The sequence below is a fragment of the Pseudomonas wayambapalatensis genome (assembly GCF_049942315.1).
GTDB lineage: Bacteria > Pseudomonadota > Gammaproteobacteria > Pseudomonadales > Pseudomonadaceae > Aquipseudomonas > Aquipseudomonas wayambapalatensis.
Genome location: NZ_JBNFMU010000191.1, coordinates 24,893 through 47,312, shown reverse-complemented (window position 1 = coordinate 47,312; position 22,420 = coordinate 24,893). Strand labels below are relative to the sequence as shown.

Annotated in this window: 20 protein-coding genes; 14 read left to right on the top strand and 6 right to left on the bottom strand. The window is 64.4% G+C overall.

Features of this window, described 5'->3' with window-relative positions; all coding sequences use genetic code 11:
• Window position 1 precedes the first annotated feature (1 nt).
• Complete coding sequence (parC, locus tag ACPZMI_RS15320; protein ID WP_186711415.1) at window positions 2–2,257, top strand: DNA topoisomerase IV subunit A; 2,256 nt, start codon at window positions 2–4, stop codon at window positions 2,255–2,257.
• Between the two features lie 173 nt (window positions 2,258–2,430).
• Window positions 2,431–3,141, top strand: a complete 711-nt coding sequence (locus ACPZMI_RS15315) for a PqiC family protein (RefSeq protein WP_186665908.1) — start codon at window positions 2,431–2,433, stop codon at window positions 3,139–3,141.
• Between the two features lie 111 nt (window positions 3,142–3,252).
• Here ACPZMI_RS15315 and ACPZMI_RS15310 read toward each other — a convergent pair whose 3' ends face one another.
• Window positions 3,253–4,725, bottom strand: coding sequence for a histidine kinase (locus tag ACPZMI_RS15310; RefSeq protein ID WP_186711414.1), 1,473 nt, complete (start codon window positions 4,723–4,725; stop codon window positions 3,253–3,255).
• A 135-nt stretch (window positions 4,726–4,860) separates the two neighbouring features.
• On the opposite strand from ACPZMI_RS15310, the gene serB reads away from it, so the two are divergent.
• Window positions 4,861–6,075: a phosphoserine phosphatase SerB gene (gene serB / locus ACPZMI_RS15305; RefSeq protein WP_186711413.1), complete on the top strand. Its 1,215-nt coding sequence runs from the start codon at window positions 4,861–4,863 to the stop codon at window positions 6,073–6,075.
• A gap of 45 nt (window positions 6,076–6,120) precedes the next feature.
• On the opposite strand, the gene asd is transcribed toward serB, so the two are convergent.
• The 3 genes from asd to ACPZMI_RS15290 are packed head-to-tail and all read right to left on the bottom strand — an operon-like array spanning window position 6,121 to window position 9,384.
• Window positions 6,121–6,984: an archaetidylserine decarboxylase gene (gene asd / locus ACPZMI_RS15300; RefSeq protein ID WP_186709720.1), complete on the bottom strand. Its 864-nt coding sequence runs from the start codon at window positions 6,982–6,984 to the stop codon at window positions 6,121–6,123.
• 9 nt (window positions 6,985–6,993) lie between these two features.
• Complete coding sequence (locus tag ACPZMI_RS15295; protein ID WP_186709718.1) at window positions 6,994–7,803, bottom strand: rhodanese-like domain-containing protein; 810 nt, start codon at window positions 7,801–7,803, stop codon at window positions 6,994–6,996.
• Between the two features lie 45 nt (window positions 7,804–7,848).
• Window positions 7,849–9,384, bottom strand: a complete 1,536-nt coding sequence (locus ACPZMI_RS15290; protein ID WP_186709716.1) for an HDOD domain-containing protein — start codon at window positions 9,382–9,384, stop codon at window positions 7,849–7,851.
• 130 nt (window positions 9,385–9,514) lie between these two features.
• Between ACPZMI_RS15290 and motA the strand changes: the two genes are divergently transcribed.
• Both motA and motB read left to right on the top strand, forming a co-directional pair.
• Complete coding sequence (motA, locus tag ACPZMI_RS15285) at window positions 9,515–10,366, top strand: flagellar motor stator protein MotA (RefSeq protein ID WP_151926055.1); 852 nt, start codon at window positions 9,515–9,517, stop codon at window positions 10,364–10,366.
• Window positions 10,367–10,369: 3 nt separating this feature from the next.
• Window positions 10,370–11,395 carry a flagellar motor protein MotB gene (gene motB / locus ACPZMI_RS15280; protein ID WP_186665912.1) on the top strand — a complete coding sequence of 342 codons (1,026 nt, stop codon included), beginning with the start codon at window positions 10,370–10,372 and terminating at the stop codon, window positions 11,393–11,395.
• 42 nt (window positions 11,396–11,437) lie between these two features.
• Here motB and rsgA read toward each other — a convergent pair whose 3' ends face one another.
• Complete coding sequence (gene rsgA / locus ACPZMI_RS15275) at window positions 11,438–12,469, bottom strand: small ribosomal subunit biogenesis GTPase RsgA (protein WP_186665913.1); 1,032 nt, start codon at window positions 12,467–12,469, stop codon at window positions 11,438–11,440.
• A 92-nt stretch (window positions 12,470–12,561) separates the two neighbouring features.
• On the opposite strand from rsgA, the gene orn reads away from it, so the two are divergent.
• A complete protein-coding gene (gene orn, locus ACPZMI_RS15270; RefSeq protein ID WP_054893178.1) occupies window positions 12,562–13,104 on the top strand; it encodes an oligoribonuclease in 543 nt (180 codons plus the stop codon).
• Window positions 13,105–13,189: 85 nt separating this feature from the next.
• Entirely contained in the window at window positions 13,190–13,801 is a 612-nt protein-coding gene (locus tag ACPZMI_RS15265; RefSeq protein ID WP_054893179.1) for a trimeric intracellular cation channel family protein, read from the top strand.
• A 127-nt stretch (window positions 13,802–13,928) separates the two neighbouring features.
• On the opposite strand, the gene queG is transcribed toward ACPZMI_RS15265, so the two are convergent.
• On the bottom strand, window positions 13,929–14,996 hold the full coding sequence (queG, locus tag ACPZMI_RS15260; protein WP_426352572.1) for a tRNA epoxyqueuosine(34) reductase QueG: 1,068 nt from the start codon (window positions 14,994–14,996) through the stop codon (window positions 13,929–13,931).
• Window positions 14,997–15,061: 65 nt separating this feature from the next.
• On the opposite strand from queG, the gene ACPZMI_RS15255 reads away from it, so the two are divergent.
• The 7 genes from ACPZMI_RS15255 (at window position 15,062) to hflX (ending at window position 22,368) form a co-directional block, all read left to right on the top strand.
• Window positions 15,062–15,922 (top strand): NAD(P)H-hydrate dehydratase, encoded by an 861-nt coding sequence (locus ACPZMI_RS15255; RefSeq protein WP_186709715.1) that lies wholly within the window; start codon window positions 15,062–15,064, stop codon window positions 15,920–15,922.
• Window positions 15,910–16,380, top strand: a complete 471-nt coding sequence (gene tsaE / locus ACPZMI_RS15250; RefSeq protein WP_186665919.1) for a tRNA (adenosine(37)-N6)-threonylcarbamoyltransferase complex ATPase subunit type 1 TsaE — start codon at window positions 15,910–15,912, stop codon at window positions 16,378–16,380. Before ACPZMI_RS15255 ends, tsaE begins: the two co-directional genes overlap by 13 nt.
• A 3-nt stretch (window positions 16,381–16,383) precedes the next feature.
• On the top strand, window positions 16,384–17,829 hold the full coding sequence (locus ACPZMI_RS15245) for an N-acetylmuramoyl-L-alanine amidase (protein WP_288374136.1): 1,446 nt from the start codon (window positions 16,384–16,386) through the stop codon (window positions 17,827–17,829).
• Window positions 17,826–19,727, top strand: a complete 1,902-nt coding sequence (mutL, locus tag ACPZMI_RS15240) for a DNA mismatch repair endonuclease MutL (RefSeq protein WP_186709706.1) — start codon at window positions 17,826–17,828, stop codon at window positions 19,725–19,727. Before ACPZMI_RS15245 ends, mutL begins: the two co-directional genes overlap by 4 nt.
• Before the next feature lies 1 nt (window position 19,728).
• Complete coding sequence (gene miaA, locus ACPZMI_RS15235) at window positions 19,729–20,700, top strand: tRNA (adenosine(37)-N6)-dimethylallyltransferase MiaA (RefSeq protein WP_186665923.1); 972 nt, start codon at window positions 19,729–19,731, stop codon at window positions 20,698–20,700.
• A 93-nt stretch (window positions 20,701–20,793) separates the two neighbouring features.
• Entirely contained in the window at window positions 20,794–21,054 is a 261-nt protein-coding gene (hfq, locus tag ACPZMI_RS15230; RefSeq protein WP_023533024.1) for an RNA chaperone Hfq, read from the top strand.
• A 12-nt stretch (window positions 21,055–21,066) separates the two neighbouring features.
• Window positions 21,067–22,368: a ribosome rescue GTPase HflX gene (gene hflX, locus ACPZMI_RS15225; RefSeq protein ID WP_151926062.1), complete on the top strand. Its 1,302-nt coding sequence runs from the start codon at window positions 21,067–21,069 to the stop codon at window positions 22,366–22,368.
• Window positions 22,369–22,420 lie beyond the last annotated feature (52 nt).

Below are 22,420 nucleotides of genomic sequence, written 5' to 3'. Positions count from 1 at the left end.
CATGAGCGACTTACTGGACAGTCTCGAAGGCGTCGAACGCCGTTCCCTGGCCGACTTCACCGAACAGGCCTACCTCAACTACTCCATGTACGTGATCATGGATCGCGCCCTGCCGCACATCGGCGACGGCCTCAAGCCGGTGCAGCGACGTATCGTCTATGCCATGAGCGAACTGGGGCTGGATGCCGATTCCAAGCACAAGAAGTCGGCGCGTACCGTCGGCGACGTGCTCGGCAAGTTCCACCCCCACGGCGATTCGGCGTGCTATGAAGCCATGGTGCTGATGGCGCAGCCGTTCAGCTACCGCTACACGCTGGTCGACGGCCAGGGCAACTGGGGTGCGCCGGACGATCCGAAGTCGTTCGCTGCCATGCGTTACACCGAGGCGCGGCTGTCGCGCTACTCCGAGGTGCTGCTCAGCGAACTGGGCCAGGGCACAGTCGACTGGGTGCCGAACTTCGACGGCACCCTGCAGGAGCCGCAGGTATTGCCAGCGCGCCTGCCGAACATCCTGCTCAACGGCACCACCGGCATCGCCGTGGGCATGGCCACCGACGTGCCGCCGCACAACCTGCGTGAAGTCGCCAGCGCCTGCGTGCGCCTGCTCGACGAGCCGAAGGCAACCATCGAGCAGCTGTGCGAGCACATCCAGGGCCCTGACTACCCAACCGAAGCCGAGATCGTCACGCCACGGGCCGAGATCCAGAAGATCTACGAAACCGGCAAGGGCTCGATTCGCATGCGCGCGGTGTACCGTGTCGAGGACGGCGACATCGTGGTCACTGCTCTGCCGCATCAGGTGTCCGGTGCCAAGGTGCTGGAGCAGATCGCCGCGCAGATGCAGAACAAGAAGCTGCCGATGGTCGCCGACCTGCGTGACGAGTCGGACCACGAGAACCCGTGCCGCATCGTCATCATTCCGCGCTCCAACCGTGTGGACGCCGACGAACTGATGCAGCATCTGTTCGCCACCACCGATCTTGAAAACAGCTACCGGGTCAACGTCAACATCATCGGCCTCGATGGCCGTCCTCAGTTGAAGAACCTGCGCACGCTGTTGCAGGAGTGGCTGCAGTTCCGCATCGGCACCGTACGCCGCCGCCTGCAGTTCCGCCTCGACAAGGTCGAGAAGCGCCTGCACCTGCTCGATGGCTTGCTCACAGCATTCCTCAACCTGGATGAAGTGATTCACATCATCCGCACCGAGGATCATCCCAAGCAGGCGCTGATCGAGCGCTTCGAGCTGACCGAGATTCAGGCCGACTACATCCTCGAGACCCGCCTGCGTCAGCTGGCGCGCCTGGAAGAGATGAAGATCCGTGGCGAGCAGGACGAGTTGCTCAAGGAGCAGGCCAAGCTGCAGGCCCTGCTGGGCAGCGAGACGAAGCTGCGCAAGCTGGTACGCAGCGAACTGATCAAGGACGCCGAAACTTACGGCGACGATCGCCGCTCGCCAATCGTCGAGCGCGCCGAGGCCAAGGCTCTGTCGGAAAACGAGCTGATGCCGACCGAGCCGGTCACCGTTGTGCTGTCGGAAAAAGGCTGGGTACGTTGTGCCAAGGGCCACGATATCGATGCCACAGGCCTTTCGTACAAGGCCGGCGATGGCTTCAAGGCTGCAGCGGCGGGGCGTTCCAACCAATTCGCGGTGCTTATCGACTCCACCGGGCGCAGCTATTCGCTGGCAGCCCACAGCCTGCCATCGGCCCGTGGCCAGGGCGAGCCGCTGACCGGGCGTCTGACGCCGCCGCCGGGCGCCACGTTCGAGTGCGTGCTGCTGCCGGACGATGATGCGCTGTATGTGGTGGCATCCGATGCTGGCTACGGTTTCGTGGTCAAGGGCGAGGATCTGCAGGCCAAGAACAAGGCGGGCAAAGGGCTGCTCAGCCTGCCCAATGGCGCCAAGGTGATGACGCCGCGGCCCGTCGCCGATCGTGAGCAGGACTGGCTGGCGGCGGTCACCACCGAAGGTCGCCTGCTGGTGTTCAAGGTTGCCGACCTGCCGCAACTGGGCAAAGGCAAGGGCAACAAGATCATTGGCGTACCGGGTGATCGCGTGGCCAGTCGTGAAGAATTCGTCACCGATCTGGCGGTGATCGCCGAGGGATCGACGCTTGTATTGCAGGCTGGCAAGCGTACCCTGTCACTGAAGCCGGATGACCTTGAACATTACAAAGGCGAACGCGGACGTCGTGGTAGCAAATTGCCACGTGGTTTCCAGCGGGTCGACGGCATGGCGGTAGAGCGCCCGGAGTAAACCGGTGGTTCGCCTGGAACGGCGTTTTCAGCGTCGTTCCGGGCGGAAATGCTGGAGTCTGGCGACTATTTCGCGGATGATACACCCCTTGCGGGGCCGGCGTGGCCGTGTGCCCGCGGGAATCCACACGAGTATCACTGCGGTTGCCGGGCGGCGGCCGCTTGGATGGGATGATGAAATTTCTGCGCCTTCCATTTGCGCTGCTGATGACGGGGTTGCTGGGTCTGAGCGGGTGCAGCATGCACCAGCCGGTGGCCCTGTACCAACTCGACAGCGGCGACCCCGGCCAGCCTTCGCAGGCTGCCGGCATGGCGGTCGTGCTAGGTCCGGTATCGGTAGCCGACTACCTGCAACGTGAAACCTTTCTGCAACGCCAAGCCGATGGCAGCCTGACTGCGGCGACCGACGGTCGCTGGGCCGGCAGCCTTTCGTCGGATATCGACCAGTTGCTGGTGCGCCAGCTCGCCTGGCGCCTGGACAGCCAGCGTGTCGTGCTTGCACCTGCCAGCGCCGGCTTCACGCCGGATGTGCAGGTACTGCTGTCGATCACCCGCCTGGACTCGGGCGCCAACCAGCCGGCGATCCTCGATGCCCAGTGGCGCGTGCTGGACCGTCGTGGCCATGTGCGCGACAACCGTATCGTCCACCTCGAGCAACAGCATGAGGGCAGCGAGGCCTCGCAGGTCCAGGCCCAGGGGCAGTTGCTGCAGAAGCTGGTCGAGCAGTTGAGCGTTGCCGTCAAGCCACTGGCGAACCAGCCAGCGGTCGCTGAAGAGACGCCGAAAAAGCCGGCGGCTCCAGTTCAGGTCAAGAAGGAGCCGGAGAAATCGAGGATTCCGATGGCTTCGCCGATCCGCACCGATATGGAAGTCTATCGGTTCTGATTCAGCAGACACGAAAAAGCCCGCAGCGATGCGGGCTTTTTTGTGGGTGCCGGATTGCAGGCCTTTCGCGACACAGGGCCGCTTCGACAACCGCACCGCGGATCAGGCCATTCAGGCCCGACGCTCATGCATCCGCGCCAACTGGCGCTCGAGCATCGACGGGTAGGGCTCCATCAGTCGCTCGACACAGCAGGCGCCTTCAGGGCTGGCGATCGGGCGAATGCGCGCGCGCTGGCGGATCAGGGCGTCGTCGCTGACCTGGCGCTCGACCAGCAGCAGGTTGCGGCTGTGTTGCGACAGGGCCAGGGCATCCTGGGCCTTCTCGGTCATCAGCAGTTCGACCTGATCCATGCCCAGCAGGTCTTCACCCAGCGCCAGGCCCAGCTGCAACTGCAGGGTGATACCGCTGTCGGCGACCTCGATCTGCAGGGCGTGGCCCAGGGCGCGCAGCAATTCGCCACAGCAGATGGCATTGGTGAGGTAGTCCTCGCCGCTGTCACGGCTGTGGAACAGCAGCAGTGTGCTGCCATCGTCGAGGGTGTGCACTTCACCTTCGTACAGCGACGCGGCCTGGTCGAGGCAGTCGCGATAGCGCTCCAGCAATTCGGTCAGGCGCGTGCGTGGCAGACGGCGCAGTTGCTCCTGGGAGCCGAGTTGCACGGCGAGCACGGCGCTGGTGTTCGGCTCGTCAGATTCCGGTGCGGCCAGCGCCTTGGGGCTGTGCTCGGTGTCGTCGAGCAGGTCGGCAAAGGCGTCGTCGTCTGCGTCGTCGTCCTGGGCGGCCACCCTGGCCGCTACGGGCTTGGGTGCGGCCTTGCGTGGCGGCTCCTCGACATGCAGGTCGGCGAAATCATCCTCGTCGTCTTCCTCTTCTTCCGGCTCCGGCGGTGGCGGCGGGGCCAGACGGGCGTGGAGCTGACGAGCGAGATCGCCGATTTCGTCCTGGCGCTCGATGGCCGGGGTATAGGGGTGCGGGTCACGCAGCCAGACACGCAGTTGCAGCAGCGGCGTCGAGATGAAGCGACCCAGGCGCAGGCTGAGGGTGAGCGCCAACGCCAGCAGGATGGCCGCGAGAATACCCATGCTCTGCAGGCTGATCAGCATGGGTTGCTGGAACTGGCTCATGTCCAGGCTGATGCGCAGTTGCCCGGCGGTCACGTCCTGGAAGGTGATCTTGGTCTGGTAGACCCCTTCGGCCTCGCCCAGCAGGCTGTTCTTCGGCCGTTGCCCGGCCTCGGCGAGGATGCGGTTGTCGACGCTGTAGATCGCCGCGTGGGCCACCAGCGGGTTCTTCACCAGGTTGCCCAGCAGCACGTTGAGGCTGAGGATGTCGTTGGACACCAGCAGCTCGGTAGCCGAGGTCGCGGTCTGCACGGTCAGGCTCTGGCCGACGGCATCGGCCTGCTCGTGCATGGCCTGCTTGAACTGCAGGCCCATCACGCAGGCATAGATCACCAGAGCCAGCGCCACCAGGAAGATGTTGTGGCTGGCGATGCGCAATGCCAGGGGAATACGACGCTGGCGCAGGGCTCGGAAGATCATCAGAAAGAAGTTGTCGGTTTTGACAGGCGTGGGCCGGTTCACAGAGCGCGGCTCTTTATGGCGGAATAGATGCTGGGCAGTATAGCGACCCGCGTTTTGTCGGCAAAGTATCGATGGCGCCCGATGGTCATGGAAAGTGGGTAGAATGCGCATTTTTCATCGAGTTGGAGCCCGGTCTTGCGCGAAATCGTCCTGATCAACATCACTGGTGAAGACCGTCCGGGTCTCACTGCGGCCATCACCGGCGTCCTGCTCCAGGGCGGTGTGAACATCCTCGACATCGGTCTTGCGGTCATGCATGGCACGCTGTCGTTCGGCATTCTGGTCGATATTCCCGACAACGAAGTCGCCACCGGCTTGCTGCAGGGGGTGCAGTCCAAGGCCCATGAGCTGAACCTGCAGGCGCGCTACACGCCGATCTCCGAGGCAGACTACCAGCAATGGGTGGACGGCCATGGCGATAATCGCCACATCGTCACGCTGCTCAGCCGCAAGGTCACGCCTGAGCAACTGCAGCGGGTGAGTGCGGTCATCAGCCGATATGGCCTGACCATCGAACGTATCGAGCGCCTGTCGGCACGTGTGGCGCTCGACGCCGCCACCGACAAGAGTCGCGCCTGCCTGGAAATCTCGGTGCGTGGTGAACCGACCGACGCCCAGGCCCTGCGCACCGATTTCTTCGCATTGTCGGCCGAGCTGGGTGTCGACATCGCCTTCCAGCAGGATGACCTGTTCCGTCGCAATCGCCGCCTGGCGGTGTTCGACATGGATTCGACGCTGATCGAGGCCGAGGTGATCGACGAGCTGGCCAAGGCTGCCGGTGTCGGCGAGCAGGTGTCGGCGATCACTGAGCGCGCCATGCGTGGCGAGTTGGATTTCCGTGCCAGCTTCAAGGAGCGCATGGCGCTGCTCAAGGGCCTGGACGTCGGCGTGCTGGACGAAATCGGCGCGTCGCTACGCCTGACCGAAGGGGCCGAACACCTGTTTGCCGAGCTCAAGCGCCTGGGTTACAAGACCGCGATCCTCTCCGGCGGTTTTTCCTACTTCGCCAAGCAGGTGCAGGCACGCCTTGGCATCGACTATGTGTTCGCCAATGAGCTGGAAGTGGTGGATGGCAAGGTGACGGGCGTGGCGGTCGAGCCGATTGTCGATGCCCAGCGCAAGGCCGACCTGCTGAAGGAGCTGGCGCACAAGGAAGGATTGCAACTGGAGCAGACCATCGCCGTGGGCGATGGCGCCAACGACCTGCCGATGCTGTCGCTGGCCGGCCTGGGCGTGGCCTTCCGCGCCAAGCCGCTGGTGCGTCAGTCGGCCAAACAGGCGATTTCCACGCTGGGCCTCGATGGCGTGCTGTACCTGCTCGGCTGGCGTGACCGCGACGGTCGCGCGTAAGGCCCTGAAACAGCGGGGCTGCAAAGCAGCCCCGCCAATCCTGAGTCAGCCCTGTGCCGGCAGCGCCAGTTGCTCACCCATGCGTACGGCAGACCCGGCGCCCAGGGCTTCGGCCCATTTCACCTGCTCTGGTCCGAACAGCACGATCGCGGTCGATCCCAACTTGAAACGCCCCAGTTCCGCGCCTTTTTCCAGATGGATCGGCGCGCGGCTGGCTTCGTCGTAGCGGAAGGTCTTCAGCTCGCGCTTGGGCGGCGTGACCAGCCCGGCCCAGACCGTCTCGATCGAGGCAACGATCATCGCCCCCACCAGCACTACGGCCATCGGCCCGCGTTCGGTGTCGAACAGGCAAACCACGCGCTCGTTGCGGGCGAACAGTTCCGGGACGTTTTCTGCCGTGGTCTGGTTGACCGAGAACAGGCGGCCCGGTACGTAGACCATTTCACGCAGGGTGCCGGCCAGCGGCATGTGCACGCGGTGGTAGTCCTTCGGCGACAGGTAGATGGTGGCGAACTCGCCGCCCATGAATGGCGCGGCCAGTGCCGGATCGCCACCGAGCAGCTCGAGGGCGCTGAAGCTGTGGCCCTTGGCCTGGAAGATGCGACCGTGCTCGATCGGGCCGAGCTGGCTGACCGCGCCGTCGGCCGGGCACAGGATCGCGCCCGGGGTTTCATCCAGGGGGCGCGCGCCGGGCTTGAGGGCGCGGGTGAAGAACGCGTTGAAGTGCTCGTAGGCGGTCAGGTCTTCGACCAGCGCCTCGGACATGTTCACCTGGTAGCGTTTGGCGAACCAGGCGGTGAAGGCATTCTTGAACCAGCGCGCGCGGCACTCGGCGACGCAGCCGGCCAGGCGCGACAGCAGGTGATGCGGCAGCAGGTGCTGGCTGATGATGAACAGACGGGATTTCATGCAGGTTCCTTAAACTTCTACAGGCGTGTCCGGGTGATTGCCCCACTCGCTCCACGAGCCGGCGTAGGCCTTGACCCGTGGATAGCCGAGTGACTTGGCCACCAGGTAGGTGAATCCGGAGCGACGGTGGGTCTGGCAGTGGGTGATCACTTCCTTGTCAGGGGTGATGCCCAACTGCTGCAGTACTTCGGCGATGTCCTTGCGAATGCGCAGGTGGTCGTTGAGGTCCATGCCGGCAGTCCACTCGAAGTTGACCGCGCCGGGGATATGGCCGCCCTTGGCTGCCAGGACTTTCTCGCCATTGAATTCCTGCGGGCCGCGGGCGTCCCAGACCACCAGGTCGTCTGCGCCCAGGCGGCTTTGCAGGTATTCGCGAGTGGCGGTGGGTTCGGCGCGCAAGCGCAGGCGTACAGGCGTGCTGGCGGCTGGCGGCACTTCAGTGACGAGCTTGTCCGCGGGCCAGGCCTGGATGCCGCCGTTGAGGTAGTGGTAGCGCGTGTGGCCGATCACGTCGAGCAGCCAGATGAAGCGCCCGGCCCAGCCGCCGCCTTCGTCGTCGTATACCACGTACACCGCGTCGTCCCGATGGCCAAGCTCGCTGAACAGCTTTTCCAGGTCGGCCTGGGTCGGCAGCAGGCCGGGGGCCGGGGGCTGGCCCAGTTGGGTGCGCTTGCCCTCGACGAACCGCGCGCCGGGAATATGGCCGCTGACATAGCGGTTGGCGCTGCTCAGGTCGACCAGGATCAGCTCAGGCGAATCCAGGCGTGGCAGCAGGTCGGCGGCTTCGATCACCAGGGGCAAGCCGGAAAAATCAGTCATCCACGGTCTCCGGGGAGCAAGGGAGGTGCGATTGTAGCGCAAGGCTCAGGCATTGCGGTTGGCGAAGCTGGCCAGCGCGCGCTCGATACACTGTGCGGTTTTCCCGAAGGCCTGCACGCTCACGTCGGCAAGCGGCTTGCCGCCCTGGTCGGCGATCGCCAGCATCAGCACCTGGTCGTTCACGGCCAGCGAGCGCAACAGCAGGTGTTCGCTGGGGAACAGCGCACGCAGCGGTGCGGGCAGCAGGGCGGAAAACTGGGCATGGTTGTCGGGTGTCAGGCGCAGTTGCGCGGCTTTGCTCAGCAGTTTTTGCAGCAGCTTGCTCTGGCCCAGTGCCAACGTCAGCCCTGAGGCTTCGCGCGGCAGGCCGGCGCTTTGCTGGACGCGCAGGCAGTCGTTGGGTTTGTCGAGCAACAACAACAGCACCCGCTGCATGCCGCAAGCCAGCAGCGCCTCGCGTGCCTGGGTGGCCAGGTGCACGGTGTTGGTGAAGGGGCTGGGCTGTGCAAGAAGGTCGCCGCACAGCGTGCGCCAGCGCGCCAGGTCTTGGGCGGGTGGCGGTGGCGGGGTGAGCATGTCCGGGTGCGGACGGCGCTGCTGCCAGGGCCAGATCAGCGCCTCGGCCGGGTGGAACAGCGCATGCCGGGCGTGGTGACGGGCGCTGGCCGCCGCTTGCTGGTGCACTTGCTGCTGCACATCGTCCAGCGTGGTTTGCAGGTACATGGCTGTGAGCAGTTGCCAGCGCAGCAGGTGCGGGTTGTCCCAGCCGACCTGGGCCGACAGCGCGAGGCCGTTGGCCAACAGCACGGTGTTGGCCGGTTGGTTGAACCAGCGGCGCAGCCCGGGCTCTTCGTCCAGTCGATGCTGCTTGCTCAGATCGTCGGGCTCGCGGGCGATGTTCAACACCTGGGCCAGTTGCTCGCGTTCTTCGAGCAGCAGGCGATAACCCTGGGTGACCCATTCCGGCAGGCGCCAGTGTGTGGCGACGGCGCGGCACAACTCCATGATGCGCACACCAAACAGTGCATGTTCCACCTCTGAAGCTTCTTCGCCCTTGTGAATGACCCGCAGTTCCCAGGTGTCGAGCAGCTTGGGGTAGGCCAGGGCCAGCGCCCACAGTGGCGAGAGGAACAGCAGGCTGCCCCAGTGGATTTCCTGCCACAGGCGTGCCAGGCGGCTGGCGAACAGGCCGTTGGCCTGCTGGGTGGCGTGCTGGCTGATCAGCAGGAACTGGCGCAGTACTGGGGGGATGTCGTCGCCCGGTATCGATGGCAGGCGCCCCATCAGTTGCAGGGTGCGGCTCAGGCCCAGGCGATTCAGGGCGACTTCCAGGCTCTCGGCGGGCTCGGCCTGGCTGGCGTGGGTCGGGTGATTGGCTTCGCGCATCACGCACAGCACCAGCGACGGGCTGTCCTGCATCAGTTCGGCGATGTCGCGCAGCGAGCGACGGTTGTCGTTGATGGCCGCCAGAACGCGGTCGTGACTCTCTTTGGGCACCGGCACGCGGATGCCGTCGAGCAGCCTTACCCAGGCATCTAGAGAGGAGGGGATCTGCGCTGGCACCTTGGTTTCGATTGGCATTTTGACATCAGTCCAAACTGGCTTTTCGCATTGAGTGGCTATAGTCTGGCGCAGTTCTGCCGATAAGGAGAAGAAGAGTTTCCAAGCTTCCGCCCCTGACCCTGACCACGACAGCAAGTGCTTTCAATCTATGGCTAAAATTATCGGCATCATCGTCGTATTCGCGAGTGTGCTCGGCGGATACGTGCTCTCCCACGGCAAGATCGCGGCGCTGATCCAGCCGTTCGAAGTGCTGATCATCGGCGGTGCGGCTTTTGGCGCGTTTCTCCAGGCCAACCCTGGCTACATGACCATGCACGTCATGAAGAAGTCGCTGAAGATGTTCGGCAGCCGCTTCACCCATACGTTCTACCTGGAAGTGCTGGGCCTGATCTACGAGATTCTCAACAAGAGTCGCCGCGAGGGCATGATGGCCATCGAGGGTGACATCGAGGATCCCGCGGCCAGCCCGATCTTCGCCAAGTACCCTGCGGTCATGGGCGATGCGCGGATGACCGCGTTCGTCTGCGACTACCTGCGCATCATGTCGACCGGCAACATGGCGCCCCATGAGCTCGAAGGCCTGTTCGACATGGAGCTGCTGAGCATGAAGGAAGACCTCGAGCACCCGTCCCATGCAGTGACCAGTGTCGCCGACGCCATGCCCGGCTTCGGTATCGTCGCTGCGGTACTGGGTATCGTGGTGACCATGGCCTCGCTGGGCGATGGCGACCAGAAGTCCATCGGCCTGCACGTCGGTGCAGCGCTGGTCGGCACCTTCTTCGGTATTCTCGCCGCCTACGGCTTCTTCGGCCCGCTGGCCAACTGCCTGCGCCACGATGCCAAGGAAGAACTGAACGTCTACGAGGCGATCAAGGCTTCGCTGGTGGCCTCGGCGTCCGGCATGCCGCCGTCGCTGGCTGTCGAGTTCGGGCGCAAGGTGCTGTACCCGGCGCACCGACCGAGCTTTGCCGAACTGGAACAAGCGGTTCGCGGTCGCTAAGTCATGGAGAACAATCAGCCCATCATCGTCAAGCGCGTCAAGCGCTACGGCGACGGCCACCATGGCGGTTCCTGGAAGATCGCCTTCGCCGACTTCGCCACGGCGATGATGGCGTTCTTCCTGGTGCTGTGGTTGCTGTCCACGGCTACTCCGGAGCAGAAGATCGCCATCGCCGGCTACTTCAAGGACCCGATCGGCTTCTCCGAAAGCGGTACGCCCTACGTCATCGACCTGGGCGGCTCGCCGCAGCTGGCACCGGAAAAGACCATCAACCCGGAAGAGAAGTCCGAGCCGACGCCTGACACCAGCGTGCAGATGGACAAAGACCGGATCGAGACCATGGCCGAGCAGGTCGAGCAGGAGCGTCTGCAACTGCTGCTGCAGGAGCTGCAGAACAAGGTCGAGGAAAATCCGCAACTGCAGAAGTTCAAGGACCAGATCCTGTTCGAGATCACCCAGGACGGCCTGCGCATCCAGATCATGGACGCCGAGAACCGACCGATGTTCGACCTCGGCAGTGCGCGCCTGAAGCCCTACTTCGAAGACATCCTGCTGGCGATGGCCGACACCATCAAGGCTGTGCCGAACAAGATCAGCGTCAGCGGCCATACCGATGCCAAGCCTTATGCCGGCACCGGTGATTTCGGCAACTGGGAGCTGTCGGCCAACCGTGCCAACGCCGCGCGACGTGCGCTGGTGGCGGGTGGTTATCCGGATGGGCAGGTCGCAAGGGTGGTGGGTTACGCCTCCTCGTCGCTGTTCGACCGCGAGAACCCGTTCAATCCGGTCAACCGCCGGATCGACATCATCGTGCTGACCAAGAAAGCCCAGCGGGATATCGAGGGCGAGCAGGGCGCACCTGAAGCACCGGCCAATCCGACCCCGCCTGCCGATGCGGCGCCAGGAGCACCTGGTGCCTCCGCCGCGCCGGCCGATGGCGCGGCGCCGATGCAGCCGCGTGAATTGCGTCAGAAGCTGAACATCTTCGAGGATGGCGTGCTGAAGATGGACGAGCCCAAGGAAAACTGAGCACGTAATCGGCAAGAGCGGCGCAATGCCGCTCCTGCATCTTCAGTAGGTGTCTTGCGTCAGGCTAGCCACGATCGAGCGGTAGCTGTGCATCCGCTGCGCCGAGATACGCCCTTCCTCCAGCCCTTTGAGCAGCGCACACCCCGGCTCGCGGTCGTGCTTGCAGTCGCGGAAGCGGCAGTTGCCGAGCAGTTCGCGGAATTCGATGAAGCCTGCTTCCACATCGTCCCGGCTGACATGCGCCAAACCAAACTCGCGGATACCGGGTGAGTCGATCAGGTCGCCCCCGTTGGGGAAGTGGTAGAGCCGTGCGGTAGTGGTGGTGTGGGTGCCCTGGCCCGACCACTCCGACAGATCGCCAACCCGCGTCTGTGCCTGCGGCAGCAGGCTGTTGACCAGCGACGACTTGCCCACGCCCGATTGCCCGACGAACACGCTGATGTGCTCGTCCAGCGTCTGCTGCAGGCGCTGCATGCCATCGCCGTGGTGTGCGGACACTTCGAGCAGCGGGTAACCGAGATCGCGGTACACTGCCAGCAACGCATTGAGCGTCGCTGCGTTGTCGTCGTTGATCAGGTCGGCCTTGTTCAGCAGCAGCAGCGGGCGGATGCCGGCGTGCTCGGCGGCGACCAGGTAGCGGTCGATGAGATTGGCCTGGGGCTCGGGTGCCGGGGCGAAGACGATCACGATCAGGTCGACGTTGGCCGCCACCGGCTTGAGTTGCCCGTGGTTGTTCGGCCGACACAGCTCGGTGCTGCGCGGCATCTGCGCGACGATCACGCCGTTGCCCTGGTTGCCGGCCCGCCAGACCACCTTGTCACCTGTGACCAACGCTGGCAGGTTGGCGCGCAAGTGGCAGCGGAACACCTGGCCTGCGACGTCGCCGTCCTGGGCCTCGACCTCGACCGTGACGCCGAAGTGGGCGATCACCAGGCCCAGTTGTTCAGGCCCCAGGTCGCCGCCTTCGAGCTCCTGCAGGGCGTGCTGCTCGCGTTTGGCGGCGCGGGCGGCGCGTTCACCCTGGATCTTTTCGATGCGCCAGTTCTGGCGGCGGTTGAGCTGGCGTTTGGCCATGAAGGTTCCGTGTTGGCGGGGCAAAAGAAAACGGCAGGCAGTTTAGCACGCTCCACTAGGCTAATATGTCGGCCTATTCGAGGAGCTCATTCATGCACAACCCACAGAACCTGATCTGGATCGATCTGGAGATGACCGGCCTGGATCCGGACAACGACGTCATCATCGAGATGGCCACCATCGTCACCGACAGTGAACTGAACACCCTGGCCGAGGGCCCGGTTATCGCCATTCACCACAGTGACGAAGTACTGGCGCGCATGGACGAGTGGAACACCCGCACCCATGGCGCCTCGGGCCTGACCCAGCGCGTGCGCGAAAGCCGTATCGACATGGCCGAAGCCGAAGCACAGACCATCGCCTTCCTCGAGCAGTGGGTACCCAAGGGCAAGTCACCGATCTGCGGCAACAGCATCTGCCAGGATCGCCGCTTCCTCTACCGCCACATGCGCGCGCTGGAAGGCTACTTCCACTACCGCAACCTCGATGTCTCCACCCTCAAGGAGCTCGCTGCACGCTGGGCACCCGACGTGCGCGACAGCTTCAAGAAAGGCAGCACGCACCTGGCACTGGATGACATCCGCGAGTCGATCGCCGAGCTGCGTCACTACCGCGAACATTTCATCAAGGTCTGATGAATCAAGGGGCGTACATGCGCCCCCTTTTGGTGCCCCGCGCGAGTGAGTAGACTGCGCGCCTTTTCTCGCACGGATCTGCGCCATGCTGTTGATGCTCTACCTCATCGCCATCACCGCCGAAGCCATGACAGGCGCCTTGTCCGCCGGTCGGCGCGGCATGGACTGGTTCGGCGTGGTACTGATCGCCTGCATCACCGCCCTGGGTGGCGGCTCAGTGCGCGACGTTCTGCTTGGGCACTACCCGCTGACCTGGGTGAAGCACCCCGAATACCTGGTGCTGACCAGTTTCGCCGCATTGCTGACGATCTTCATCGCGCCGCTGATGCGTCACCTGCGCTCGTTGTTCCTGGTGCTTGACGCCCTTGGGTTGGTGGCCTTCACCTTGATCGGCTGCATGACGGCGCTGGAAATGGGGCAGGGGATGCTGGTGGCGTCGATCAGCGGCGTGATCACTGGCGTGTTCGGCGGGATCCTGCGCGACATCTTCTGCAACGATATTCCCTTGGTGTTCCGGCGCGAGCTGTATGCCAGCGTGTCGTTCGCAGCGGCCTGGTTCTATCTGGGCTGCGTGTACTTCAAGGTGCCAGCCGAGCAGGCGATGCTGTTGACCCTGTTTGGCGGCTTCCTGCTGCGGTTGCTGGCGATCCGCTTCCACTGGGAAATGCCCAAGTTCCACTACAACGACGAGCATTGAATCTTCGGGATCGACTGCGGCCTTTTCGCGGGCAAGCCCGCTCCCCCAGGGACTGGCTGGCCTTTAGATTTGAGCAAGACAGTCTCCTGCAAGAGGTGCCGCCCGCGAAAAGGTCGCACTGTGCCTGTCAGCTCGCCGCCTCGTGCCGCGCCAACGCCCACTCCACATGCTCCCTGACCAATGCCGAAGGATGCTCGCGCCGCGCTTTCAGCGCCTCGAGCACGGCAATCGTCGAAGGTGCATTGCCCAGCCCAACCGCCAGGTTGCGCAGCCAGCGCTCGTAACCGGCACGACGCAGCGGCGAGCCTTCGGTGCGGCTGAGAAAGGTCTTTTCGTCCCACAGGAACAGTGCCGCCAACTCGACATTGTCCAGTCCGTGACGCGGCTTGAAGTCGTCCTCGCCAGTCGATTTGGCGAAGCGGTTCCAGGGGCAGACGATCTGGCAATCGTCGCAACCGAACACCCGGTTGCCGATCAATGGACGCAGCTCCACGGGGATCGCGTCCTTGAGCTCGATGGTCAGGTACGAGATGCAGCGCCGCGCATCGAGCTGGTAGGGGCCGACGAAGGCTGCGGTGGGGCAGATGTCCAGGCACGCCTGGCAGCGTCCGCAGTGCTCGCTGGTCTGGGCTTCGTCGGCGGGCACAGGCAGATCGACGAACAGCTCGGCCAGGAAGAAGTAGCTGCCCGCTTTACGGTTGAGCAACAGGGTGTTCTTGCCGATCCAGCCGAGCCCGGCCTGTTGGGCGATGGCTTTTTCCAGTACCGGGGCGCTGTCGACGAAGGCACGGTAGCCGAAGGGGCCGATGGCTTCGTGGATGCGGTCAGCCAGGTGCTGCACGCGCTTGCGCACCAGCTTGTGATAGTCGCGGCCCAGCGCGTAGCGGGAGATGTAGGCTTTTTCCGGCTGAGCCAGGCGTTGGGCCATCAGCGTATCGCCGGGCAGGTAGTCCATGCGCAGCGAAACCACCCGCAAGGTGCCGGGAATCAGTTCGGCGGGGCGCGAACGTTTCGTGCCGTGCGCTGCCATATAGTCCATCTCGCCGTGATGGCCGGCCTCCAGCCAGCGCTGCAGGTGCTGTTCATGCTCGCCAAGCTCTACATCGGCGATGCCCACGTGGGCAAAACCGAGTTTGCGGCCCCAATCCTTGATCGATTGGGCCAGTGCTTGAAGGTCTAGAGAGGAGGCGGACATGGATGGACAAGGCATTGCAGGCTCAGGTGCGTATAATTCTGCCAGACATCGGAGCCTTTGACCCCATGCCTCAGACCAAACACCCCACCAACACCCCGCAAACGCTCAGCAGCGTGACCGTCGCGCACCTGCCTGCGCGGCCGGCGACTGCCCACAAGGGCGATTTTGGCCATGTGCTGGTGGTCGGCGGCGACCTGGGGACCGGCGGCGCCGTGCTGCTCAGTGCCGAAGCCGCCCTGCGCTGTGGCGCGGGGCTGGTCAGCCTGGCGACACGCCCCGAACATGTGTCCGCGAGCCTCAGCCGCCTGCCGGAAACCATGTGCCTGGGCGTCAGTTCGGCCAACCAGTTGATGGCGGTGCTGGAGCGCGCCTCGGTGCTGGTGGTGGGGCCTGGTCTTGGCCAGGCTGCCTGGGGCCGCAGCCTGCTTTCGGCTGTTGCCAATGCGCACCTGCCGCAGGTCTGGGACGCCGATGCGCTCAACCTGCTGGCGCGCACGCCCCTGGCCTTGCCGAGCGGCAGCATCCTGACCCCGCATCCTGGAGAGGCTGCGCGTTTGCTGGGCGTTTCCACCGAGGCCGTACAGGCCGATCGGCCTGGGGCTGCGCGTAAACTGGCGCGTCGCTATGACAGTGTCTGCGTGCTCAAGGGCGCCGGGACCCTGGTCGCCAACCCGGACGGCCAGTTGCGGCTGTGCGAGCGAGGGCACCCGGCCATGGCCGGTGCCGGCCTGGGCGATGTGCTGACCGGCGTGCTGGCCGCGTTGCTGGCCCAGGGCCTGGACGCCTGGCAGGCGGCGGGCCTGGGCGTGTGGTTGCACGCCTGCGCTGGCGAACGTCTGGGCGCGCAGGGCAGAGGTCTGGCGGCCAGCGATCTGGTTCCGGTCATTCGAGAATTGTTGGAGGAGCATTCAGCGTGTCAGGCATAACCCTGTTTCTGGCCGACGAGCCGGCCACCGTCGCGTTCGGCGCGACACTCGCCAAGGTCACCGGCGGCCATGGCGTGATCTTTCTGGAAGGCGACCTGGGCGCCGGCAAGACCACCTTGTCGCGTGGTCTGATTCGTGGATTGGGTCACACTGGCGCAGTGAAAAGTCCGACCTTCACTGTGGTGGAACCTTATGAAATAGGCGACATCCGCGCCTTCCATTTCGATCTTTACCGCCTGGTCGACCCGGAAGAGCTAGAGTTCATGGGGATTCGCGACTATTTCGAAGGCGATCCGCTGTGTCTTTTCGAATGGCCGCAGAAGGGCGAGGGCGTTTTGCCAAAGCCCGACCTGACCATTACCATAAGCCCCCAGGCGGGCGGCCGCTCGCTGAACCTGTCGCCGCAGGGGGCTCGCGGCGAAGCCTGGTGTGCCGCTCTGGCTGCCGAAAACAAATAGTAAGTGGGGAAAGGTATGCTGCGCATTCGCGCACTGGTCGCCGTCGTTGGACTGCTGCTGACAGCGGTGACCGTTGACGCTCTGGCCGTCACACAAGTCAAGAGCATGCGCCTGTGGCGCGCGCCGGACAACACGCGCCTGGTCTTCGACCTGTCCGGCCCCGTGCAGCACAGCGTCTTCACGCTCAGCGCGCCTGATCGCCTGGTCATCGACATCAATGGTGCGACGCTCGCCTCGCCATTGAATGTCTCCACCTCGAACACGCCTATCACCAGCGTGCGCTCGGCCCAGCGTACCGCCACCGACCTGCGCGTGGTGGTCGACCTGAAAAAGGCGGTCACGCCCAAAAGCTTCACGCTTGCGCCCAACGCCCAGTACGGCAATCGCCTGGTGGTCGACCTGTACGACCAGGAAGCCGATGCGGTTGCCGCCAGCAATCCCACGCCGCCGCCGGTCACCCAGGCACCGGCCACCACGCCTGCGGTGCCAGTGACACCGGCGCAACCGGCGATCAAGCTGCCGCCGGTGCCCAACGGCAAGCGTGACATCGTGGTCGCCATCGATGCTGGCCACGGCGGGGAAGACCCCGGCGCTTCCGGCTCGCGCGGCCAGCACGAGAAAGACATCGTGCTCGACATCGCCCGCGAGCTTCAGCGCCAGATCAACACCGAGAAAGGTTATCGTGCCGAGCTGACCCGTACCGGCGATTACTTCATTCCGCTGCGCAAGCGCACCGAGATTGCCCGCAAGAAGGGCGCTGACCTGTTCATCTCCATCCACGCCGACGCCGCGCCGTCGAAAGCGGCCTTTGGTGCGTCGGTGTTTGCCCTGTCCGACCGTGGCGCCACCTCCGAGACCGCGCGCTGGCTGGCCGACAGCGAGAACCGCTCCGACCTTATCGGCGGCGCCGGCAACGTCAGCCTCGATGACAAGGACCGCATGCTCGCCGGCGTGCTGCTCGACCTGTCGATGACGGCCACGCTCAGCTCCAGCCTCAACGTGGGCCAGAAAGTGCTGGGCAACATGGGCCGCATCACGCCGCTGCACAAGCAGCGCGTGGAACAGGCCGGGTTCATGGTGTTGAAGTCGCCGGACATCCCGTCGATCCTGGTCGAAACCGGGTTCATCTCCAACGCCAACGAAGCCAACAAGCTGGCAACCAAGAGCCACCAGCAGGCGCTGGCCCGCTCGATTCATACCGGTGTGCGCCAGTTCTTCCAGCAGAACCCGCCACCAGGCACCTACATCGCCTGGTTGCGCGATTCCGGCAAGATCGCCCAAGGCCCACGTGAACACAGCGTGCGCCCGGGCGAGACGCTGGCGATGATCGCCGTGCGTTACCAGGTCAGCGTGGCCAGCCTGCGCAGCACCAACAACCTCAAGAGCGATGAGCTCAAGGTGGGTCAGCACCTCGACATCCCGGCCACTACCCTGGCGTCCCAGCAATGAGTGGTGGTTCGCGAATCCAGCTGCTCAGCCCGCGGCTGGCCAACCAGATCGCCGCCGGCGAGGTGGTCGAACGCCCTGCGTCGGTGGCCAAGGAGCTGCTGGAGAACAGCCTGGATTCCGGTGCCCGGCGCATCGACGTGGATGTCGAACAGGGCGGCGTGAAGCTGCTGCGCGTACGTGACGATGGTAGTGGCATCGCCCCGGACGACCTGCCTCTGGCGCTGGCGCGCCACGCGACCAGCAAGATCCGCGAGCTGGAAGACCTTGAGGGCGTGCTCAGCCTGGGCTTTCGCGGCGAGGCGCTGGCTTCGATCAGTTCGGTAGCACGCCTGACCCTGACCTCGCGTACCGCCAATGCCAGCGAAGCCTGGCAGGTCGAGACCGAGGGCCGTGACATGCTCCCGCGGGTGCAGCCGGCGGCGCACCCGGTCGGCACTTCCGTCGAAGTGCGCGACCTGTTCTTCAACACTCCGGCCCGGCGCAAGTTCCTCAAGGCCGAAAAAACCGAATTCGATCATCTGCAGGAAGTGATCAGGCGCCTGGCGCTGGCGCGTTTCGATGTCGGCTTCCACCTGCGTCACAACGGCAAGAGCATCCTCAGCCTGCACGAGGCGCCCGACGAACTGTCGCGTGCGCGGCGGGTCGGGGCGATCTGCGGGCCCGGCTTCCTCGAGCAGGCGCTGCCGATCGAGGTCGAGCGCAATGGCCTGCGCCTGTGGGGCTGGGTCGGTTTGCCGACCTTCTCGCGTAGCCAGGCGGACCTGCAGTACTTCTTCGTCAATGGCCGCGCGGTGCGCGACAAGCTGGTCGCCCACGCGGTGCGCCAGGCCTACCGCGACGTGCTGTTCAACGGGCGGCATCCGACCTTCGTGCTGTTCCTGGAACTCGACCCCACCGGTGTCGATGTCAACGTGCACCCGACCAAGCACGAAGTGCGCTTTCGTGAAGGGCGCATGGTCCACGACTTCCTGTACGGCACCTTGCACCGTGCACTGGCCGATGTGCGCCCTGAGGACCAGCTCGCGGCGCCGGCGGCGACCACTGAAATCGTGCGTCCCAGCGGCCTGCAGGCCGGCGAGTTCGGCCCCCAGGGCGAGATGCGCCTGGCCGCCTCGGTGCTCGAGCAGCCCCAGGCGCAACCGCAGCCGTCGTTCTCCAGCGGTGGCGCCGGTGCAGGCTACCAGTACCAATACACGCCGCGCCCGTCGCAGCCGGTGCCGGCAGCCGAGGCGCAAGCGGTCTATCGCGAGTACTTCGCCCCGCTGGAGAACAGCGCCCAGCCAGCTGTGGCGCTGCCGCAAAGCCAGGGTGACATTCCGCCGCTGGGCTATGCCCTGGCTCAGCTCAAGGGCATCTACATCCTCGCCGAGAACGCCGTGGGCCTGGTGCTGGTAGACATGCATGCCGCCCACGAACGGATCATGTACGAGCGCCTGAAGCTGGCGATGGCCAGCGAAGGGTTGAGCGGCCAGCCGTTGCTGGTGCCCGAATCGCTGGCGGTGAGCCAGCGTGAGGCTGACTGCGCCGAGGAGCATGCCCAGACCTTCCAGCGCCTGGGCTTCGAGCTGCAGCGCCTGGGCCCGGAAACCCTGGCGATCCGCCAGATTCCCGCGCTGCTCAAGCAGGCCGAGGCCAACCGCCTGGTGCAGGATGTGCTCGCCGATCTCATGGAGTACGGCACCAGCGACCGCATACAGGCGCACATCAACGAGCTGCTCGGCACCATGGCCTGCCACGGTGCGGTGCGCGCCAACCGACGCCTGGCGATCCCCGAGATGAACGCCTTGCTGCGTGACATGGAAAACACCGAGCGCAGCGGCCAGTGCAACCATGGCCGACCGACCTGGACCCAGATGGGCCTGGATGATCTGGACAAACTTTTCCTGCGCGGTCGATGACATGAGCGGCAAGCCCCCAGCGATTTTTCTCATGGGCCCGACGGCTGCCGGCAAGACCGACCTGGCCATCGCCCTCACCCAGAGCCTGCCGTGCGAGCTGATCAGCGTCGACTCGGCCATGGTCTACCGCGGTATGGACATCGGCACCGCCAAGCCCTCGCCAGAGGTGCTGGCTGCCCATCCGCACCGTCTGGTAGACATCCTCGATCCGGCCGAGAGCTATTCGGCGGCGCAGTTCTGCAGCGATGCGCTGCAGGCCATGACCGAGATCACTGCGCGCGGCAAGATCCCGCTGCTGGTCGGCGGCACCATGCTGTACTACAAGGCGCTGGTGGACGGCCTGGCCGACATGCCGCCCGCTGATGCCGAGGTTCGTGCCGAACTCGAGGCCCAGGCCCGCGAGCTGGGCCTGGGTGAACTGCACCGGCAGTTGGCCGAGATCGACCCGGTATCGGCGGCGCGCATTCATCCGAACGATCCGCAGCGGCTGATCCGTGCGCTGGAGGTGTACCGGGTGAGCGGCCAGAACATGACTGCCCACCGCGAGCGTCAATCAGCCGAAAGCCGCGGTTCAGACGCAGGCGCGGGCGGGCATTTGCCCTATACTGTCGCCAGTCTGGCGATTGCGCCTACAGATCGTCACATTTTGCATGAGCGAATTGCGCTACGATTTTCGCAGATGCTGGAACAGGGCTTCGTCGACGAGGTCCGAGAGCTGCGGGCCAGAAGTGACTTGCATGTCGGGCTGCCGTCTATACGGGCAGTGGGGTACAGGCAGGTATGGGACTATCTGGACAGCAAACTGACAGCCGAGCAGATGCGCGAACGCGGTATCATCGCCACCCGCCAGCTGGCCAAGCGGCAGTTCACCTGGTTGCGTAGCTGGTCCGACGTACATTGGCTGGACAGTCTGGCCTGCGACAATCTGTCCCGCACCTTGAAATACCTGGAATCGGTCTCCATATTGAGCTGAGTCCCTGCAATTGCCGTCTATTCTTGCGACTGACGGCCTTAATGAACGAATTTTTTCAGTTTTTTACTATTGATCCTTACAGGAGTGCGGCATATGTCAAAAGGGCATTCGCTACAAGACCCTTACTTGAACACCTTGAGAAAAGAAAAGGTCCCGGTTTCGATCTACCTGGTCAACGGCATCAAGCTGCAAGGCCAGATCGAGTCCTTCGACCAGTTCGTCGTGCTGCTGAAGAACACCGTCAGCCAGATGGTCTACAAGCACGCGATTTCCACTGTCGTACCTGCCCGTCCGGTTCGTCTGCCAAGCCCTTCCGATTCCGACCACGGCGACAGCGAGCCAGGCAACGCCTGATAGGAGCCTGCATTGTTCTTTGAGCGCCACGGTGGTGGTGAACGGGCGTTGCTCGTTCACTTGGAAGGTCAGAACCCTGAGGCGCGCGAAGACCCGCAGGAGTTTCAGGAGCTGGCACTGTCGGCCGGAGCGGACATCGTCCACCTGGCTACGGTTGCCCGGCACCAGCCCACAGCCAAGTTTCTGATCGGCAGCGGCAAGGTCGAGGAACTGCGCGACCTGGTCAAGGCCGAAGAAGCCGACCTGGTGATTTTCAATCACACCCTCACGCCCAGTCAGGAGCGCAACCTCGAACGCGTCTTCGAGTGCCGCGTGCTTGACCGTACCGGCCTGATTCTCGATATCTTCGCCCAACGAGCACGTACTCACGAAGGCAAGCTGCAGGTCGAATTGGCCCAGCTCGAGCACATGAGCACGCGGCTGGTGCGTGGCTGGACCCACCTTGAGCGGCAGAAGGGTGGTATCGGCCTGCGCGGCCCGGGTGAAACCCAGCTTGAAACCGACCGCCGCCTGCTGCGGGTGCGCCTGCGTCAGATCAAGGCGCGTCTGGAGAAGGTGCGCAGCCAGCGCGAGCAGGCCCGACGCGGGCGCAAGCGCGCGGACATCCCCTCGGTGTCGCTGGTGGGCTATACCAACGCCGGCAAGTCCACGCTGTTCAACGCCCTGACGCAATCGGAGGTCTACGCGGCCGACCAGTTGTTCGCCACACTCGACCCTACATTGCGCAGGCTCGAACTGGATGACCTGGGGCCGATCGTGCTGGCCGACACCGTGGGTTTCATTCGCCACCTGCCGCACAAGCTGGTCGAGGCTTTTCGGGCTACGCTCGAAGAGTCGAGCAACTCCGACCTGCTGCTGCATGTGATCGATGCGCACGAACCCGAGCGCATGGAGCAGATCGAGCAGGTGCTCGCCGTGCTGGGCGAGATCGGTGCCGAAGGCTTGCCGATCCTCGAGGTCTATAACAAACTCGACCTGCTCGAAGATGTCGAGCCGCAGATCCAGCGCGATGCCGACGGCAAGCCGGAGCGGGTATGGGTTTCGGCCCGCGACGGGCGCGGTCTTGAGCTTGTGGGGCAGGCGATAGCCGAATTGCTGGGGGATGATCTGTTTGTCGGAACCCTGCGCCTGGAACAGCGACTTGCACGCTTGCGCGCGCAATTCTTCGAACTGGGGGCAGTGCAAGGCGAAGAACATGATGAACAGGGCAGCAGCTTGCTGAGCGTGCGTCTGCCCCGGGTAGAGCTCAATCGCCTGGTCAGCCGCGCAGGCCTGGAGCCTGAGGTGTTCATCGAGCAACACACTTTGCAATAAATGCCCGTCGAGGTCGCCGGGCAGCCGTGACAGGCATTCTGTAGCATTGGAC